Consider the following 16,576-nt stretch of genomic DNA (forward strand, 5'->3'; position numbering starts at 1 on the left):
GCGCCCAACCCCGCCGGACCCATCGCCATGCGCCCGACCATCTAATCGCCTCGCGGTGCGCGGCGCGGCTGAAGTCGATATCAGACGTTCCCGACAAGGCGTGGCTAATGCGCGTCCAGAAAGCCGAATTTGTGGAACAAGCCCATGTCGATTTCATTTTCAGCTGCTAAGGGAGCGAAGATGGGATCCGAATTCTCCTCGACCATCCTTATCGTGGACGATGAGGAGTACATTCGAATACTGGCGTCTTCCGTGCTCAAGGCGGAAGGTTTCCAGGTTCTGGAAGCATCCGGGATTTCGGACGCGCTGGCATTGGCCGCGAAGCACGACATCGACGTCCTGCTGACGGATCTGCACATGCCCGGCGCGCTCAACGGCCTCCAACTGGCGGCCCAAATCCGCGCAACGGATCCACTGGTGCACGTGATCATCTCCTCGGGCGACGATCCGTCGGTCCTCAAGGACGACGAGATGGGCGCCGTCTTCCTGGCGAAGCCATACCGGCCCCATCAGCTCACGCGCGCGGTTCGCATGAACGCCATCGGCTGAGCATTTCTGCAGCCCGCCGGCGAGATCGGCCGCCCTATTCCCCGAACGCCACGATCCGGTCCCCCAGCCGCTCGGCCTCGGCGCGGTCGTGGGTGACGAGGAGGATCGGCAGACCGATGCCGTCGCGCAGCCGCTCCAGCAGCGCCAGGATCTCCTCGCGCCGCGCACGGTCGAGCGAGGCCAGCGGCTCGTCCAGCAGCAGGAAGGCCGGGTCGGTCAGCAGCGCGCGGCCGATCGCCACCCGCTTGGCCTCGCCGCCGGAGAGGGTGCGCGGCCAGCGATCGAGCAGAGGCGCGATGCCGAGCAGCGCGATCACGCCGTCCACGTCCACCGCCGCGCCTTTCCGCCAGCCATAGAGCAGGTTCGCCCGCGCGCGCAGGTGCGGGAACAGCCGCGGCTCCTGGAAAACATAGCCGGCACGCCGCGCCTCGGGCTTGAGGTCCACCCCCGCGGCCGCATCGAACAGCGTCCGTTCGCCCACGCGGATATGCCCGGCATCGGGGCGGAGCAGCCCGGCGACCATGTTGAGCACGCTAGACTTGCCCGCACCCGACGGGCCGAACAGCACCGTCACACCCGCGCCGGGCTCGATGCGGCAGGCGATCTCGGTCTCGCCCAGTGTGCGGCGCACATCGATGTCAAAGGACATGATTGCCCCTGCCCGTCCGCCGCGCGACCAGCTCGGAGCCCAGCAGCGCGATAAAGGCGATCGCGATCGACACCGCCGCCAGTCGCAGCACCTGCCCCTCGCCCCCCGGCACCTGCAGCGCCGAATAGATGGCGAGCGGCAGCGTCTCCGTCTCGCCGGGCACGTTGGAGACGAAGGAGATGGTCGCGCCGAACTCGCCCAGCGCGCGCGCGAAGCCGAGCACCAGCCCGGCCAGCACGCCCGGCAGCGCCAGCGGCAGCGTGACGGTAGCGAAGGTCCGCACCGGCCCCGCGCCCAGGCTGCGCGCCGCCTGCTCCAGCCGCTGGTCCACGGCTTCGAGCGACAACCGGATCGCGCGCACCATCAGCGGCAGCGCCATCACACCGGCCGCGATCGCCGCACCGCTCCAGCGGAACAGCACGGTCACGCCGAACCAGCGCTCGAGCAGCCCGCCGATCGGCCCCGCCGGCGCGAAGGCGAGCAGCAGCATCCAGCCGGTCACCACCGGCGGCACCACCAGCGGCAGATGGACCAGCGCGTCGAGGAGGAGCTTGCCGGGAAAGCGCCCCCGCGCCAGCAGCCAGGCCAGCGCGAAGGCCAAGGGCAGCACCGCCAGCACCGCCACGCCCCCTACCTTGAGCGAGAGGAGAACGATGCCCCATTCCTCGGCGCTCAGCACCGCGCCATCCTCATAGCGGGGTGAAGCCGTAGCGCGCGAAGATCGCCTTGCCGCGCGCGCTCACCAGGAAGCGGCGGAACGGCTCGGCATCGGGGCTGGCGGCGGTCTTCAGCCGGGCAACCGGATAGCGGATCGGCGGATGGCTCGCCGCCGGGAAGATACCGGCGATCCGCACCTTGGCGGAGGCGCGCGCATCGGTGGCGTAGACGATGCCGAACGGCGCCGCCCCGCGCTCGACCAGCGCCAGCGCGGCACGGACATTTTCCGCACGCACCACCCGGGGTGCGAGCCGATCCCAGGCACCGATCTTCTGCAGCGCCGCCTTGCCGTAAAGCCCGGCGGGCACCGCATCCGGGTCGGCCATCGCCAGCCGCGCCTGACCGAGTGCGGCGAGCAGCGAGCCGGCCCGGTCGAGCGGGACATTGCGCCGGTCCGCCGCCGCACCGGCGAGGACCAGGCGATTGCCGAGAAAGGCGACGCGCGTGCCCGGGGCGAGCTTGCCGCCCTTGTCCACCGCGTCCATCCAGGGCTCGTCGGCCGAGACGAACAGGTCCGCCGGCGCGCCCGACTGGATCTGCCGGGCCAGCGCCGAGGAAGCGGCGAAGGACAGCACCGGGCGCGCATGCCCCAGCCGCACCCAGGCATCGGCGGCCGCGTTCATCGATTCCTGCAGGCTGGCGGCGGCGAGCACCAGCGGCGCGCGCGGTGCAGCGTGCGCGGGAACGGCGAGCGTGACGGCGAGCGCGGCGAGCAGCCAGCGGCGAGTCGGGGTCGGCGAAACGGGCATGGACGCGAAACTTCCGAAGGAATGACGGAATCCGGGTTCGCGGGTAGCCCACGCGCTGTCAAGCGAGCCGGTCCCAGGGTGGGCGCATGCGCACAAGCTTGCCGTAGCGTCACGTCTCGGCACAGAAACGACCTGCGGATAGATTGCTCCATTTTAACATCGATCTTCGAAAATCGGAGTTGAAGTCGACCATTCTGCACGACTAAATCGAACCGTTCACGCAGGGGCGCGTGACAAAAGGGGGCTTGATGAAAGGCTTTACTAAGGCGGCCGCAATTGCGGCCGGCCTGCTCCTGTGTGCGGGTGCAGCGCAGGCACAAGAACGCTCGGCAACCAAGCAGGGCTTTGAACTTCCGGCCAACAGCGGCAAGAAGATCCTGGTATTCCGCCCGTCGATCAGCGTCGGAGCCCAGTCGACCGCCGGCATGTTCGAGCCGAACGGCGAATGGACCGAAAAGGCCAAGGCCAATCTCGAGGCGGCCCTCGCCAAGGTGCAGACGTCGCTGGGCAACACCGTCATCGTCGCGCCGGAAGCCTATGGCGCGGACGCGCAGACGCTGCAGGAGCATATGCAGCTCTTCGCCGCCGTCTCCGGCGCGGTGATCCAGTATCAGTTCTTCGTCGGCAACCGACTGCCCACCAAGAAGCGCGACAACAAGAATGCGGTGTTCGACTGGTCGCTGGGCAAGGGCGTGGCCGATCTGCCGGGCGCGAAGGATGCCGATTACGGCCTCTTCCTGTTCACCAAAGACGCCTATGGCTCGACCGGGCGCAAGATGTTGCAGGTGTTCGCGGCGTTCGGCGGCATTTCGGTGAAGTCGGGCGTGCACCAGGGCTATGCCGGGCTGGTCGACCTGCGCACCGGCGACCTTCTGTGGCTGAATGCCGATGCCGAAATGGGCGGCGACGTGCGCGAGCCGGACGGCTCGGAGAAGCGCGTCCACCAGCTGCTCGAGGATTTCCCCGGCAGCACCGCGCTCAAGGCGGGCACGGTCGCGCAGGCGGCCGCGCCGGCGACTGCCCAAGCCTCGGCAAAGCCATGAGCCCGCGCCGGATGCGTGCGCTCGGCGCCGGCATCGGGCTGCTCCTCGCCAGCCCGGCCGCGGCGCAGCAGGTAGCTTTGCTGCCGCCCTATCAGGGCGTGTACCAGCCCAAGGGCGTGGACGAGATCGGCTTGTGGCATGAATATGACGAGGATGAACGCGCACTCGCGGCATCGTCGCTGGTGGTTCGGGACCAACACCTGACGGACTATCTACACACGGTGCTATGCGACACGGTCGGTAAGGACCGCTGTGCCTCGGCGCGAATCTACGTGATCCGAGCGCCCGTCTTCAATGCCACCATGGCGGCGAACGGCACCATGCGAGTGTTCACGGGCCTTTTCCTACGCGTACGCAACGAAGCAGAACTGGCGACCGTGCTGGGTCACGAGTTCGGCCATTTTGAGCGACGCCACGGTCTCGACAAGTTCAAGGCGCGGCGTTCGAGTTCGGACGCGGTCGCGTGGATGGCGCTGCTAGCCGGCATGGCAGCGACATACGGGTCGATGTCGAGCTATCAGAACTTCCAGCTCTCGGTTTATGGCGGCCTCTACAGATATGGCCGCGACCAGGAGCGCGAGGCCGATCGACTGGGCATCGCCTATCTCAACCAGAGCCACCTTCGGCCCCAGGCCGCGTCGGCGATATGGCAGCATGTGATGGAGGAAGCCGAGGCATCGGCGAGCGCGAAGGGGCTGAAGAAGCCGAACTTCAAGACCATCGCCTTCGCCGATTCGCACCCGCCCGAAGCCGAACGGGCCGGCTATCTCGCCGCCCTCGCCGCGCCCGACGGCGCCGGGCGCGACGACGGGGCCGATCGCTATCGTGCCGCGCTGGCGCCGTTCCTCGGCCAGTTCCTCGACGACCAGATCAAGCTGAACGACTTCGGCGCCAGCGACTATCTGATCCAGAACCTGGCGACGACGGGCTGGACGGGGACGCTGTGGACGAAGCGCGGCGACCTTTACCGCACCCGCGGCAACCCGCGCGACCTGATCGCGGCGACCGAGTTCTACGCCAACGCGGTCAAGCTCGATCCGACGCTGGCCGAGGCGCATCGCGGGCTGGGCCTGTCGCTGATCAAGACCGGCCGCGCGAGCGAGGCGGTGGTGCCGCTGCAAACCTATCTCGGCCTGCGTCCCGATGCGACGGATGCGGGCATGATCAAGATGATGATTCCGGGGGAGTCCAAGTGATGAAGTTCAACACCCTGCGCGCGGCGCTCGCGCTCGCCGCCGTCGCCACCCTGTCCGTTCCCGCCGATGCGCACAAGCTGGCGGAGAAGGGGAAGCCGGTGGCGGTCGCCGGCTCGACGCTGTCGGTCACGCCGACGCGCGACTGGAACCGGCTGTCGGGCAAGCCCGGCAAGCATGCCGAGGCCTGGACGCTGGACGGCGAACAGCTCGACGAAGTCACCTTCTACGCCGCGATCGAACCCGGTGAGCCGCTGATCCGCGAGCGCAGCAAGAAGAAGGAGCCGCTGCCCAAGTTCCGCAAGGACATGCTGCTGGCCGAGCTGCCCGAGCTGCTCGAGCGCACCTACCGCAGCGGCAAGGACGCGCGCGACTTCCAGCTGAGCGGCGCGACCCCGGGCAAGTTCCTCGGCCGCGACGGCGTGAGCTTCGCCTATGTGGTGACAGACGCCGACGGGCTGACCCGCAAGGGCGAGGCGCGCGCGGCGATCGTCGACGGCAAGCTCTACATGGTCACCTTCGATGCGCCGCGGCTGCACTATTTCGACCTGCTGGCCGAGGATGCGCGCGCGCTGATGGCTTCGGCGACGCTGTAAGGGAGGGTTGCCTTCCTCCTTTCGAGGAAAGGGCGACAGCATAGGATCCAATCCGTCGTCATCCCCGCGAAAGCGGGGATCCATTGGCGCTGACGCCGCGGTTCCTTCCCCCGGCGCACAGGCAAATGGATTCCCGCCTTCGCGGGAATGACAATGGTTTGTGCGGTGGGGCTATACCGCCACCCGAACAAGACAGCCTCGCCCCGCCGGCGAGACAGTGAACGGACTATGCCCGGCGCGCGCGGACGGCCCCGATCAGCCCGCTCGCCGCGAGGTCGACCGGCCGGGCATCCTCCAACGCCGCCGCCGCCGGGCGCGCGGCAAGCGCCTGGCGCAGCGGCAGCCGGCCGGAGCGCACCGCGTTGCGACACAGCCGCCACCACAGCCGCGAAATCTCCCGGTCCACCCGCGCCAGCGTCGCGGCGTCGTGCCCCTGCTGCCCGAAACGCGCGCGGAGCACCGCGATCCCGTCGAACAGACGACGCAACACCGTCCGGTCACCGATCGGTGCCTTTGCCATCACGTAGCGCACCAGCAGCCCGGCAATGTCCGGCGCGCCCTGGCCCAGCAGCGCCCGGTGCCGCGCGCGGAGCAGCGCCTCGGCATGCGCGGTCATCGTGCCGTTGAACACCTGCGAGGCGCCGCCGGCATGCTGGCGGTACAGCGTCAGCACGGTGTCGATCTGGTCGATCCGGCCGAAGGCGCGCAGCCGATGGTAGAAGTCGAAATCCTCGACATAGCGGCATTCGGGCCGCTCGAAGATCTCCAGCCGGCGCGCGGCCTCCGCGCGGAACAGCACCGACGACCAGACCAACGGGTTCTGCACCAGCATCAGCCAGTCGATCAGCCCCGGCGTCAGCGGCCGCACCCACTGCCCCGCCCGCACCCGTCCGTCGACGAGGCAATCGGTGGCGGCGCTGACCAGCACGGTCTCGGGATGCGCGTCGAGCCAGGCGACCTGGCGGGCGAAACGCTCGGGCAGGCAGAGATCGTCCTGATCGAGCCCGGCGATGTAGCGCCCGCGCGCCGCGGCGAAGGCGCGGTTGCGCGCCACCACCGGGCCGCCATTGACCGCGCTCTCGATCACCCGGATGCGCGGATCGCCCCACCCCCGCAGCACCGCCACGGTATCGTCGCGCGAGCCATCGTCGACCGCGACCAGTTCCCAGTCGGCGAAGGTCTGCGCCTGCAGGCTCGCCAGCGTCTCGGGCAGCAGCGCGGCGCCGTTATAGGTCGCCATCACCACCGAGAGGGTGGGCGCGTCGCTCATGCCGCGGCGCGCGCCCGATCGGCGAGGATCTGGTCGACGATCATCCGGCCGATATCGTTCTGCCACAGCCACAGGCCATTGGCCTTGCCGCTGAAGCTCGCCTCGCCGCCCAGCGGTCCATCGGGGACATGCCCCGAGGCGAGCCCCAGGCCATAGACGCCGGCCACCACCCGTCCCTCGGCGTCGAGCACGCGGCAGCGCTGGTCGACCAGCCGCGGGCGGCCGGGATGGTCCGCCATCAGCGCGATGCGTGCGCCGTCGACATCGTAGAGCGGTAGCGCCCGCGGGCGATAGCCGAGCGCGCCAATCACCACGTCGGCCGCTTTGAGCTCGGCGCGCATCGCCGCGTCGTTGGCGTCGGTCAGCCGACACAGCGCCATCCGCGGATCGGGCGCGCGGCCGCCGACGCCGAGCATCCGCAGCAGCAGCTCGCGCGCCTCCAGCCGGAAGCCGGCGAGGCGATAAACGAAGCCGCTCAGCGGGCAGATGTCGTCCGGCCCGAAATCGGTGAAGCCGTCCGCATGCGCCTCCTCGGCCGAGCGATAAAAGGGTCGCAGCGGCCGGCGATGGTAGAGCCGCAGCGCGCCTGCCCCCAGCGGAAGCGCCGGGCTCGCCTTGAGCAGCAGCACCGCGGCGGCCATCGCGCTGGTCGATCCGCCGACGATGGCGATGCGCGGCGCGCGCACCTCCACCAGCCGCGCGCGCAGCCGGTCGAGCCCGCCGAGCCGCAGGAAGTCGTCGCCCAGCACCAGCCTGTCGCCCGCCAGGTCACCGATCGGTGCGCCCGCGATCACCTCGGCGGCGACGTGGGCACGGTCCTGATAGCCGCCGGTCGCTATCACCAGGTTCGCCGCGCGCATCACCCGCTCGTCGCCGGTGAGCAGGTTGCGCACCCGCGCCGCCCAGTCGCCCTGCGGCGTCCGGCGCGCCTCCACCACCTCCGAGCGCGTCGCGACCACGCCGCCATGCTGCGCGACCAGCGTGCCCAGCCGCGCGCCCGTCGCCTCCAGCAGCGGCGTGGAGCGCGCCAGCGGCACGCCCAGCCGCCCGGCATAAAGCGCGACCTCGCGGCCGGCATGGTGCTCGGTCAGCGCGGCGATGTCGCCATGCACATTGTCCTTCACCGCGGTGAGGAAGGTCTCGGCGGTGCTGTCCGAGGTGATCGCATAGCCGCCAATCTCGCCGCGCCCGAGCACCGCGTCGCGCTCGACGATCGCGAGGCCGGTTTCGGCCAGCGTCACCAGCTGGTCGCCCTTGGTCGCGGCGGTGAGCAGCGCGGTGCCCGCCGGGCCGCCGCCGACGATCAGCGCCGAATGCACCGTCCGCCCGCGCCGCTCGACGCGCAGCCCGTCCAGCCCTGCGGTGCGGCAGGCATCGATCAATGCGGTGCAGACGGTGTCGACATCGGCCTCGGTCATCCGGTCGGTGACGGGTAGCGAGAGGATGCGCCCGGCGATCTCGTCGGCGACCGGCAGTGCGCGGTCGATCACGCAGCTGCTGCGGAACCAGGGCTGCTCGCCTAGGTGCGGGCTGAAATAGTGGCCGGCACCGACCCCCTGCTCCGCAAGCGCCGCGATGATTGCCGCACGGTGCCCGGCAAAGGCGCGCGGCAGCAGCAACGACTGGAATTGCAGCGCCGGACGCGACCCGCGCAGCGCCTGGAACTGGAAGCCATGCGCATCGGCAAAGCCGCCGAGCCGCGCGCGATAGACCCGGTCGAGCGCGGCCCGATGCGCCGCGATCGCTTCCAGTTCTTCCAGCTTCTCGGCGGCAAGCACGCCCAGCACTTCGGGCAGCTTGGCGTTGAGACCCGGCCCTTCGGCCGAGCGGGCGCCGTCGAAACCGAAATTGGTCATCCGCCGCAGCGTCTCGATCAGCGCGGTATCGCCGCTATGGATCAGCCCGCCCTCGGCAGTGGCGAAGACCTTGGTGGCGTGCATGGAGTACACCACCGGGAACGCCGCATCGGTGCCGAACTGCCGCCCCTCCGCATCGGCCGCTCCCAGCGAGGCCGCCGCGTCCACCACCACGCCCACGCCCCGCGCGTGATACTCACGGTAGCGCGCCAGATCGAGGCTTGCGCCGAAGGTGGCATAGGGCACCACCACCGCGATCCGATCGCCATAGCGCTCGAACGCCGCCGCCTCGGCATCGGCACGCATCGTCCAGTCCTCGGGGTCGATGTCGCACACGACCGGCGTCAGCCCGGCCCATTGCACCGCCTGCGCCGTGGCGGCGAAGGTGAAGGCGGGCACCAGGGCCAGCGCATCGCTGCCTGCGCGGGGCCCGGCGGCATGGCGGATCGCCAGCATCAGCCCGATCGTCGCATTGTTGACCGCGAGACATCCGCCCTGCCCGCCGAACAGCCGCGCCGTCGCCGCCGCCTCGAACCCGCGCACCACCGGGCCGCCGTTCGAATAGCTGCCGCTCGCCTCGATGGCGCGGAGCGCGTCGGTCATCAGGCTCAACCGCGGCGGCTGCGGCGCGATCAGCGGCAGGCGCTGCATGGTACTCTCCCCAGATGCTGCTTCGCCGGAAGCGGCGGAGGGGCGGACCATGGCAGAGCCGGCTTAGAAAACCGTAAAATGTCCGGCGATGCCGGCATCGGGCCCCATGCCCGCACCTTATCCTCCAGCACGATGACGAGGCCGATCTGCCCCCCCTGTTCACAGCGCCCCGCAACGCGCCGAACAGTAACGACAATCCGCTGACAACATTATCGTGACAGCGCCGGACAATATGAAAGTAAATACCTCCGGTCGATTACGTAGAGTATAAATATTGCAAGCATAACTGCACCTTGCTGCAACCCAAGACCCCTGACGCACCACTATAAGAGCAGCAAGAGGGATCACGGTCGTAACGACAAAGGGTGCTACGGTGAAGATTTCAGCGCTGGTGTTGACGCTAATCGCAACAACCTCGGTTTCCACGCAAGCAATGGCCCAGACCAAGGCAGCGCCGGACCAAGCGGCCAAGCCGCAGCAATCCCAACCTGCCGCCGAAAAGGAGGTCTTCTCCACCGGCGTCGCCAAGGGCCGCGACCGGCTGGACAGCGCCACCTCCACCAGCTCGCTCAAGGGCACCGAGGCGCAGAAGCTGGGCCCGGTCGGGCTCGCCGACATCCTGCGCACCATGCCGGGCATCCGCGTCGAGAACGGCGTGAGCGAGGGCAACAACAACTATACCGTGCGCGGCCTGCCGATCGGCTCGGGCGGCTCGAAATATGTGCTGCTCGAAGAGGACGGCCTGCCCGTCGTCGAGTTCAACGACCTGTTCAACATCGCGGGCGACAGCTTCTTCCGCGCCGATTTCAACATCGCGCAGATCGAGACAATCCGCGGTGGCTCGGCCTCCACCTTCGCCTCGAACTCGCCGGGCGGCCTGATCAACCTGATCTCCAAGACCGGCGACGTCGAGGGCGGCTCCATCCAGGTCTCGACCGGACTCGATTACGATTCCAAGCGCGTCGACCTCGATTACGGCGCGCACCTCAGCAAGACGATCCGCTTCCATGTCGGCGGCTTCTACCGCGTCGGCGAAGGCCCCCGCGCGACGGGCATGACCTCGTTCAACGGCGGCCAGGTCAAGCTGAACGTCACCAAGGAATTCGCGAACGGCTATGTCCGGCTCTACGGCAGCCTGCTCCAGGATCGTGCGCCCAGCTATGCCACCTATCCGATCACGCTGACCGGCACCAACGACAAGCCCGTGATCGGCAACGTGCCCGGCTTCGATATCCTCAAGGATTCGATGTACTCGCCCAATATTCCGACGCTGCTGACGCTGGACGGCCAGAACCGCCCCGCAGCCTTCGCGATCAAGCGCGGGCAGAGCGTCGAATCGAAGTCGATCGGCTTCGAGGCGCAGTTCGATGTCGCCGGCTGGACCTTCACCGATCGCGCGCGCTTCTCGAAGAATTCGGGCGAGTTCCTGCGCGCCTTCCCCAGCACGGTCGCCCCGGTGGCGACGCTGGCGGCCTCGCTCGCCGGTACCGGCGCGACGGCGACCTATTTCAACGGCCCGAACGCCGGCAAGGCAGTGGCGGCGAATGCGAACGGCAACGGGCTGCTCGCCAACTATTTCGCCAACGTCTACAAGCTCAACACCGCCGACCATTTCGCCAACGACTTCCGCGCCACCCGCGTGTGGAAAGTGGGTGCGGGCGACCTGACGACCACCGCCGGCCTGTATGTCGCCAGCCAGAGCGTCGCGGTCGACGCGCTGCAGATCTCGATGGTGACCGATGTCGCCGGGGACGGCGCCAGTTCGCTGGTCAACCTCACCAATGCGGCTGGCGTCGCGCAGACCCAGGACGGCGTCTATGCCTATAGCCGCAATGGCCCCAAGCTGCGCCGCTCGTTCGACATGGAGTACAGCTTCCTCGCGCCCTATGGCTCGGTGAACTACCATGTCGGCAAGCTCGCGATCGGCGGCAGCCTGCGCTACGATACCGGCCATGCCCGCGGCTCCATGGTCGGCGCCGATCTCGGCGGCGGGCGCAACGGCACGGTCAGCTACGACATGAACGGCGACGGCAAGCTGAGCGCGGCCGAAACCCGCGTCTCGGCGCTGCCGCTCGGCAACCCGGCGCCGGTGAACTACGACTTCCGCTATCTGAGCTATTCGGTGGGCGTGAATTACCGCGCCGCCGAGCCGCTGGCCTTCTTCGCGCGCTATAGCCGCGGCGGCCGCGTCAATGCGGACAAGATCCTGTTCACCAGCGCGATCGACAACGCCACCGGCAAGCTCGTCGAAAGCCGCCAGGCCTATGACGCGGTGCGGCAGCTCGAAGGCGGCCTGAAGTTCCGCAAGAACGGCATCACCTTCAACGCCACCGCCTTCCTCGCCTATGCCGACGATCACAACCAGCTCAACGGCCTGGCGACGCAGACCTATCGCAAGTACCGCACCTATGGCGTGGAGCTGGAAGGCGGCATCCGCCGCGGCCCGTTCAGCATGACCACGGGCGCGACCTATACCAAGGCGAAGATCACCAAGGACTATTTCGACCCGACGCTGACCGGCAAGGAACCGCGCCACCAGCCGGCCTGGACGCTGCAGGCGACCCCGCAGGTCGACACGAAATATGCGACCGTCGGTGCCAGCGTGGTGACGATCACCAGCAGCTATTCGCAGGACATCAACCAGCTGAAGATGCCGGGCTTCACCACCGTCGGCGCGTTCGTGATCGCGCATCCGACCAAGATGATCGACATCGCCCTGACCGGCACCAACCTGTTCAACGCCAAGGGCTTCCTGGACATCAACCAGGCGAGCATGCCCACAACCGGCATCGGCTGGGCGCGATCGGTGCAGGGCCGCACGCTGGCAGCCTCGGCACGCTTCAACTTCTAGGCCTTCGCCCCCGAAGAACCGCCTCGCCCGGTCGCTCCCCAGCGGCCGGGCATTTTCTTGTGGCTCAGCGCGCGGCGACCGACTGGACGTGGAGCGCGGGGAACACGTCCTCGATCGGCTTGCTGTCGGGCAGGATGTACACATAGCCGCCCTTGCCCTTGTACATCGGGCCGAGCAGCTTGGCGTAGAAGCTCGTCGGCACGTTGATGCAGCCGAAGGTGATGCGGTTGTCGTCGGGCGTCGGCGAGGCGAGGCGCTCGCGGCGCTTCTCCTTGCGCGCCGCCGCCCCCGTCGGCACCGGGTGCAGCGCCACCGAGGTATAGTAATCCACCCACAGCACCCGCTCCTTGCCCACCGCGAGGCCGAACTTGGCGAGATAGCGCCCGGCGGGGGTGGTCTTCTCGGCCGGGCCGATCTCGGAGAGCTGCTTGGCGCCGATCCCCGGCGTCGCATCGTCGCCCGGCGCGATGCCGATCAGCACCGGCACTGCCGCCAGTTGCTTGCCGCTCGGATCGTAGAGGAACAGCGCGGCATGGGGCTTGTCGACGATCAGATAGGGCAGCCCGTGATTGTCCCCGGCCGAGGACGCCCAGTCGTGCACCCGCAGCGTGTCGGCCGAGGGCTGGAGCTTGGGCGCTTCCGGCTTGGCCGCCGCGGCCTTGGGCTTGGCGGGCGCGTGCTTGCCCTTTTTCGGCGCGGCCTTCTTGGGCGCGGCGACCTTGGGCTTGGCATCCTGGAGGGGAACGGCGGTGGCGGGGGGAACGAGCAGCGCCAGCCCGGCCAGCGCGAGGAAACCTTGGATCATCGATGTCTTCGCTCAATAAAAAGGGTGACCGCCCCGAAGCGCGGCCACCCGAAACCCGCGGCCCGAAGGCCGGTGCGGCAAGGTTCCGCTTAGTTGCGCGGACGCTTGCGCGGCTTGGCGTTCTGCTGCTGGACCTGCTGCGACAGCGCCTGCTGCTGCTGGTCGAGCGTGTCGACGCGGCCGTTGATCTGGTCGAGGCGCTGGCCGTTCTGCTGGGCCTGGCCGGCAGCGGCCTGGGCCTGCGACAGCGCCTGCTTGGCGGTGCCGTCGGTCTCCTGGAGACGCGTCTCGAGCGCATCGACGCGCTGGCTCACCGGCGCGATCTGCTCGCGGACATACTTCTTGGTGGCGCAACCGCTCAGACCCACCGCGCCGATCATCAGCATGGCAACCGGGGCAAACTTCATACCAGTACGCATAAACACACCTTTCACTCGTTAACTAAAACTAAGGCCCGGCCACCAAGCCGGAGCAACGGGCCCGCAACAATCCCGATTCGGTCCGGCTGTGCCGGATGTCCGTCGGACCGAGCCGAACGCAGGGCGAAACGTTCCCGCATCACCGCTTGCGCCTCGGCTTGGGGCGCTCGGCGAAGGGGTCGCGGGGAATCCCGTCATCGCTCGCCACCGCCTTGGCCGGTCCGTGCTGGACCGCGACGCAGCGCTGGAGCTCCGCCACCGCCGCGCCGCTGCCGTCGAGCGGCAGCCGCGCGACCGGCGTCGACCCGCGATCGATGTGCAGCGCCTTCGATCCGGCGAAGGACGTCGGGAACTTGGGATCGAACGCCGCGACGAAGCCCTGCTTGCCGTCCGCGACGATGCCGATCGCCTGGTGATTGGGGTAGCCGCCCTGGGTAAGGCGGAAGGTGAGCTTGAGCCGGTCCTGCGGGCGGATCGACCAATTCTCGTTGAGCACCGAGAAATGATTGCTGCCGTCGCGGTCCATGCCCAGCAGCAGCGTGGTGCCGCCGGGCTGGTCGAAGCTGCGGCTGATGAAGCAACCCGATCCGTCCTTGCTCGCGGCGACCGTCCAGTCGCCGAGCTGCTTGGCGGCATAGCCCTGCGCGCAGGCGGGCGACGCGGCGGCGGCGGCGAGGCCCAGCACTGCCGCTAGCCGCATCAACGCCGCATGGCGCGACCCGGTCGGGCGCGGCATGATGCGGAAGGGCGAGGCTGGTGCGATCACGTTTGGTTCCCTTAGGTTCGGCTCCATAACGTTCGACATGCAAAACGGTTCTACGCCGAGGCAACCGGAATCGTGCCAGGATCGGACAGCGGACGCATCCCAGACGCCGCGGATGCTGCACCGCAAGATAAACCCAGCCATCCCCTAGGTACGTATCGATATATGCTAGAAACGATCTAGTAGTGATACAGGTATCGGAGATGTAGTGTCGTTACGCTGCGCAATTTGTTGCGTGGCGCCTTGGCACATCAACTATCGATATCCGCGACGAATATCGCCATTTCGGCGTCAATGACAATGTCAGATACGCGACGACCAACCTATGGTTTGCGCGAGAAAGACACGTGTCTAAAGGAGAGCACCTGATGGAGACCGCAATCGTATCGCCATTTCAGTACTCGCTGATCTACAATGCCTTCTCGTTCACGTTCGCAACGATGGCGGCAGCGACAATCTACCTGTGGTTCGGGCGATCCCAGGTGTCCTCCGCCTACAAGAACGCAGTGACGATCTCCGGCCTGGTCACGGCCATCGCGGCCTATCACTATTTCCGCATCTTCGAGAGCTGGGAATCGGCCTATCATTATGTGAACGGCACGGTGACCGCGACCGGCATCGCGTTCAACGACGCCTATCGTTATGTCGACTGGCTGCTGACCGTGCCGCTGCTGCTGATCGAACTGGTGCTGGTGATGCGCCTGTCGCGCGAGGAGACGGTACAGAAGGGCTGGCGGCTGGGCCTCGCCGCGGCGCTGATGATCATCCTCGGCTATCCGGGCGAGATCGCCGCCGACATCCCCACCCGCGCGCTGTGGGGCACGCTCTCGGCCATCCCGTTCGTCTATATCGTGTGGGAGCTGTTCAGCGGCCTGGGCAAGTCGATCGAGCGCCAGCCGGAAGCGGTGCGCGGGCTGGTGAAGCAGGCGCGACTGCTCACCTTCGCGTCCTGGGGCTTCTACCCGATCGTCTATATGGCGCCCTATGCGCATATCGCGGGCCCGGACGCTACGACGGTGATCCAGATCGGCTACACCATCGCCGACCTGGTGGCGAAGGCGGGCGTCGGCCTGCTGATCTTCGCGATCGCCCAGCGCAAGTCGGAGGTGGAGGGCCACGGCACGCCGCACACGGCCTGACCGGTGATGCCCGCCGGCGCATCCGTTCTTCCCCCGGCCATCGACGGCACCGCCCGGCCCCGCGCGCTCGCGCAGGACCGGGCGGTGCCTCGGCTGTTCTGGCTCGCAGCGCTGCTGCTCGGCATCGCGCTGGCTGCGGGGCTCGACCTGGGCGGGACGCTGGCGACGCAGGCCGGCATGGTGCTGATGCTCGCCGGCGGCCTGCCGCATGGCGGCCACGACCTGCTCGTAGCGCGACGACGGTGGCGCATGCGGGGCAACGCACTGGCGCTGTTCGTCGCCTTCTATATCGCGGTCGCCGCGGCGATGGCGCTGGCCTGGTGGATCGCCCCGCTGCTGGCACTGCTCGCCTTCCTCGGCCTTGCCGCCTGGCATTTCTCCGAAGACTGGGACGCGCCGCGCGACCGGCTGCTGCGCAGCGCCGCGGGCCTCGCCCCGATCGCCGCGGCGGTGCTGGGCCAGCCGCGCGCGGTCTCCGCCCTCTTCGCCGCGATGACCGACCTGGCGACCGCCCGGCTTGCGCTGGCGCTGGTGACGCTGATCGCGCCGGTGGCACTCTTGGTGGCGGCGGTGGCGATCGCCATGGCGTGGCAAAGCGGCTCGCGTCGCTGGGCCGCCGCACAGGGCACCGCATTGGCGCTGCTCGCCGCCGCACCGCCGACGATCGCCTTCCCGCTCTATTTCGCGCTGCTCCACTCGCGGCGCCACATCGTCGCGATCCTCGACGAATTCGGCGCGAGCGCTGCCGATCATGGCAAGCCCGCACTGCTCGCCGCGCTGCTCGCCGCTGTCGCTTGTATCGGCTGGGCCATGCTCAGTCCGGGCTTCATCGATCTGGCGCACGGAGTCGACCCAGCGCTCGCCTTCCAGCTACTTTCGGTCGTCGCCGCGCCCCACCTGTTGTTCGAGGCGATCGGCAACCAGCGTTTGTGGCGTTTGCCAACCGCGCGCCGTAAAGCTGCTGGATGACCAGCCCCGCGCCCCTGCCCCGCTACGCGCCGGGATTGCCCAGCGTCCCCGGCGCCCATGCCACCATCCATGTCGGCGGCGCACTATATAGCCGCCCCGGGTGAGCCGGAAGGTGAGCTTGAGGCGGTCCTGCGGGCGGATCGACCACGTCTCGTTGAGCACGGAGAAATGGTTGCTGCCGTCGCGGTCCATGCCCAGCAGGCGCCTGGTGCCGCCCGGCTGGCCGAAGCTGCGGCTGATGAAGCAGCCCGATCCGTCCTGGCTGGCGGCAACCGTCCAGTCGCCGAGCTGCTTGGCGGCATAGCCCTGCGCGAGGGCCGGCGCGGCGAACAAAAAGGCGGAGAGAAATCCGGGGCG

16 protein-coding genes are annotated in these 16,576 nt (G+C 68.4%); 7 read left to right on the plus strand and 9 right to left on the minus strand.

Features of this window, described 5'->3' with window-relative positions; translation table 11 throughout:
- Positions 1 to 180 precede the first annotated feature (180 nt).
- A complete protein-coding gene (locus ABIC65_RS18720; protein ID WP_354310713.1) occupies positions 181 to 549 on the plus strand; it encodes a response regulator in 369 nt (122 codons plus the stop codon).
- Positions 550 to 583: 34 nt separating this feature from the next.
- On the opposite strand, the gene ABIC65_RS18725 is transcribed toward ABIC65_RS18720, so the two are convergent.
- The 3 genes from ABIC65_RS18725 to modA are packed head-to-tail and all read right to left on the minus strand — an operon-like array spanning position 584 to position 2,664.
- Complete coding sequence (locus ABIC65_RS18725) at positions 584 to 1,198, minus strand: ATP-binding cassette domain-containing protein (RefSeq protein ID WP_354310715.1); 615 nt, start codon at positions 1,196 to 1,198, stop codon at positions 584 to 586.
- Positions 1,188 to 1,877, minus strand: coding sequence for a molybdate ABC transporter permease subunit (modB, locus tag ABIC65_RS18730; RefSeq protein ID WP_354310717.1), 690 nt, complete (start codon positions 1,875 to 1,877; stop codon positions 1,188 to 1,190). Before modB ends, ABIC65_RS18725 begins: the two co-directional genes overlap by 11 nt.
- Before the next feature lie 10 nt (positions 1,878 to 1,887).
- Entirely contained in the window at positions 1,888 to 2,664 is a 777-nt protein-coding gene (gene modA / locus ABIC65_RS18735; protein WP_354310719.1) for a molybdate ABC transporter substrate-binding protein, read from the minus strand.
- Positions 2,665 to 2,912: 248 nt separating this feature from the next.
- On the opposite strand from modA, the gene ABIC65_RS18740 reads away from it, so the two are divergent.
- The 3 genes from ABIC65_RS18740 to ABIC65_RS18750 are packed head-to-tail and all read left to right on the plus strand — an operon-like array spanning position 2,913 to position 5,496.
- On the plus strand, positions 2,913 to 3,707 hold the full coding sequence (locus ABIC65_RS18740; RefSeq protein ID WP_354310721.1) for a hypothetical protein: 795 nt from the start codon (positions 2,913 to 2,915) through the stop codon (positions 3,705 to 3,707).
- Positions 3,704 to 4,903, plus strand: coding sequence for a M48 family metalloprotease (locus ABIC65_RS18745; RefSeq protein ID WP_354310722.1), 1,200 nt, complete (start codon positions 3,704 to 3,706; stop codon positions 4,901 to 4,903). Before ABIC65_RS18740 ends, ABIC65_RS18745 begins: the two co-directional genes overlap by 4 nt.
- Positions 4,903 to 5,496 carry a hypothetical protein gene (locus ABIC65_RS18750; RefSeq protein WP_354310724.1) on the plus strand — a complete coding sequence of 198 codons (594 nt, stop codon included), beginning with the start codon at positions 4,903 to 4,905 and terminating at the stop codon, positions 5,494 to 5,496. Before ABIC65_RS18745 ends, ABIC65_RS18750 begins: the two co-directional genes overlap by 1 nt.
- A 226-nt stretch (positions 5,497 to 5,722) precedes the next feature.
- On the opposite strand, the gene ABIC65_RS18755 is transcribed toward ABIC65_RS18750, so the two are convergent.
- Positions 5,723 to 6,766 carry a glycosyltransferase gene (locus tag ABIC65_RS18755; protein ID WP_354310726.1) on the minus strand — a complete coding sequence of 348 codons (1,044 nt, stop codon included), beginning with the start codon at positions 6,764 to 6,766 and terminating at the stop codon, positions 5,723 to 5,725.
- Positions 6,763 to 9,273, minus strand: a complete 2,511-nt coding sequence (locus ABIC65_RS18760) for a DegT/DnrJ/EryC1/StrS family aminotransferase (protein ID WP_354310727.1) — start codon at positions 9,271 to 9,273, stop codon at positions 6,763 to 6,765. Before ABIC65_RS18760 ends, ABIC65_RS18755 begins: the two co-directional genes overlap by 4 nt.
- 433 nt (positions 9,274 to 9,706) lie before the next feature.
- On the opposite strand from ABIC65_RS18760, the gene ABIC65_RS18765 reads away from it, so the two are divergent.
- On the plus strand, positions 9,707 to 12,124 hold the full coding sequence (locus tag ABIC65_RS18765) for a TonB-dependent receptor (protein ID WP_354310729.1): 2,418 nt from the start codon (positions 9,707 to 9,709) through the stop codon (positions 12,122 to 12,124).
- A 64-nt stretch (positions 12,125 to 12,188) separates the two neighbouring features.
- On the opposite strand, the gene ABIC65_RS18770 is transcribed toward ABIC65_RS18765, so the two are convergent.
- The 3 genes from ABIC65_RS18770 to ABIC65_RS18780 all read right to left on the minus strand — a co-directional run bounded on the left by ABIC65_RS18770 (position 12,189) and on the right by ABIC65_RS18780 (position 14,114).
- Complete coding sequence (locus ABIC65_RS18770) at positions 12,189 to 12,929, minus strand: hypothetical protein (RefSeq protein ID WP_354310730.1); 741 nt, start codon at positions 12,927 to 12,929, stop codon at positions 12,189 to 12,191.
- Positions 12,930 to 13,018: 89 nt separating this feature from the next.
- Complete coding sequence (locus ABIC65_RS18775) at positions 13,019 to 13,336, minus strand: hypothetical protein (protein WP_354278174.1); 318 nt, start codon at positions 13,334 to 13,336, stop codon at positions 13,019 to 13,021.
- Between the two features lie 151 nt (positions 13,337 to 13,487).
- Positions 13,488 to 14,114: a hypothetical protein gene (locus ABIC65_RS18780; protein ID WP_354310732.1), complete on the minus strand. Its 627-nt coding sequence runs from the start codon at positions 14,112 to 14,114 to the stop codon at positions 13,488 to 13,490.
- Between the two features lie 365 nt (positions 14,115 to 14,479).
- On the opposite strand from ABIC65_RS18780, the gene ABIC65_RS18785 reads away from it, so the two are divergent.
- A complete protein-coding gene (locus tag ABIC65_RS18785; RefSeq protein ID WP_354310734.1) occupies positions 14,480 to 15,250 on the plus strand; it encodes a bacteriorhodopsin-like in 771 nt (256 codons plus the stop codon).
- A 6-nt stretch (positions 15,251 to 15,256) separates the two neighbouring features.
- Entirely contained in the window at positions 15,257 to 16,219 is a 963-nt protein-coding gene (locus ABIC65_RS18790) for a beta-carotene 15,15'-dioxygenase, Brp/Blh family (RefSeq protein WP_354310883.1), read from the plus strand.
- Here ABIC65_RS18790 and ABIC65_RS18795 read toward each other — a convergent pair.
- Positions 16,121 to 16,552 carry a hypothetical protein gene (locus ABIC65_RS18795; protein ID WP_354310736.1) on the minus strand — a complete coding sequence of 144 codons (432 nt, stop codon included), beginning with the start codon at positions 16,550 to 16,552 and terminating at the stop codon, positions 16,121 to 16,123. The genes ABIC65_RS18790 and ABIC65_RS18795 overlap by 99 nt on opposite strands.
- Positions 16,553 to 16,576 lie beyond the last annotated feature (24 nt).

The organism is Sphingomonas trueperi (assembly GCF_040545665.1).
Classification (GTDB): domain Bacteria; phylum Pseudomonadota; class Alphaproteobacteria; order Sphingomonadales; family Sphingomonadaceae; genus Sphingomonas; species Sphingomonas trueperi_B.

Coding starts and splice junctions, on each gene's coding strand:
- ABIC65_RS18720 (WP_354310713.1), top strand. CDS start 181: ATGGGATCCGAATTCTCCTCGACCATCCTTATCGTGGACGATGAGGAG.
- ABIC65_RS18725 (WP_354310715.1), bottom strand. CDS start 1,198: ATGTCCTTTGACATCGATGTGCGCCGCACACTGGGCGAGACCGAGATC.
- modA (WP_354310719.1), bottom strand. CDS start 2,664: ATGCCCGTTTCGCCGACCCCGACTCGCCGCTGGCTGCTCGCCGCGCTC.
- ABIC65_RS18740 (WP_354310721.1), top strand. CDS start 2,913: ATGAAAGGCTTTACTAAGGCGGCCGCAATTGCGGCCGGCCTGCTCCTG.
- ABIC65_RS18745 (WP_354310722.1), top strand. CDS start 3,704: ATGAGCCCGCGCCGGATGCGTGCGCTCGGCGCCGGCATCGGGCTGCTC.
- ABIC65_RS18750 (WP_354310724.1), top strand. CDS start 4,903: ATGAAGTTCAACACCCTGCGCGCGGCGCTCGCGCTCGCCGCCGTCGCC.
- ABIC65_RS18755 (WP_354310726.1), bottom strand. CDS start 6,766: ATGAGCGACGCGCCCACCCTCTCGGTGGTGATGGCGACCTATAACGGC.
- ABIC65_RS18760 (WP_354310727.1), bottom strand. CDS start 9,273: ATGCAGCGCCTGCCGCTGATCGCGCCGCAGCCGCCGCGGTTGAGCCTG.
- ABIC65_RS18765 (WP_354310729.1), top strand. CDS start 9,707: ATGGCCCAGACCAAGGCAGCGCCGGACCAAGCGGCCAAGCCGCAGCAA.
- ABIC65_RS18770 (WP_354310730.1), bottom strand. CDS start 12,929: ATGATCCAAGGTTTCCTCGCGCTGGCCGGGCTGGCGCTGCTCGTTCCC.
- ABIC65_RS18775 (WP_354278174.1), bottom strand. CDS start 13,336: ATGAAGTTTGCCCCGGTTGCCATGCTGATGATCGGCGCGGTGGGTCTG.
- ABIC65_RS18785 (WP_354310734.1), top strand. CDS start 14,480: ATGGAGACCGCAATCGTATCGCCATTTCAGTACTCGCTGATCTACAAT.
- ABIC65_RS18790 (WP_354310883.1), top strand. CDS start 15,257: ATGCCCGCCGGCGCATCCGTTCTTCCCCCGGCCATCGACGGCACCGCC.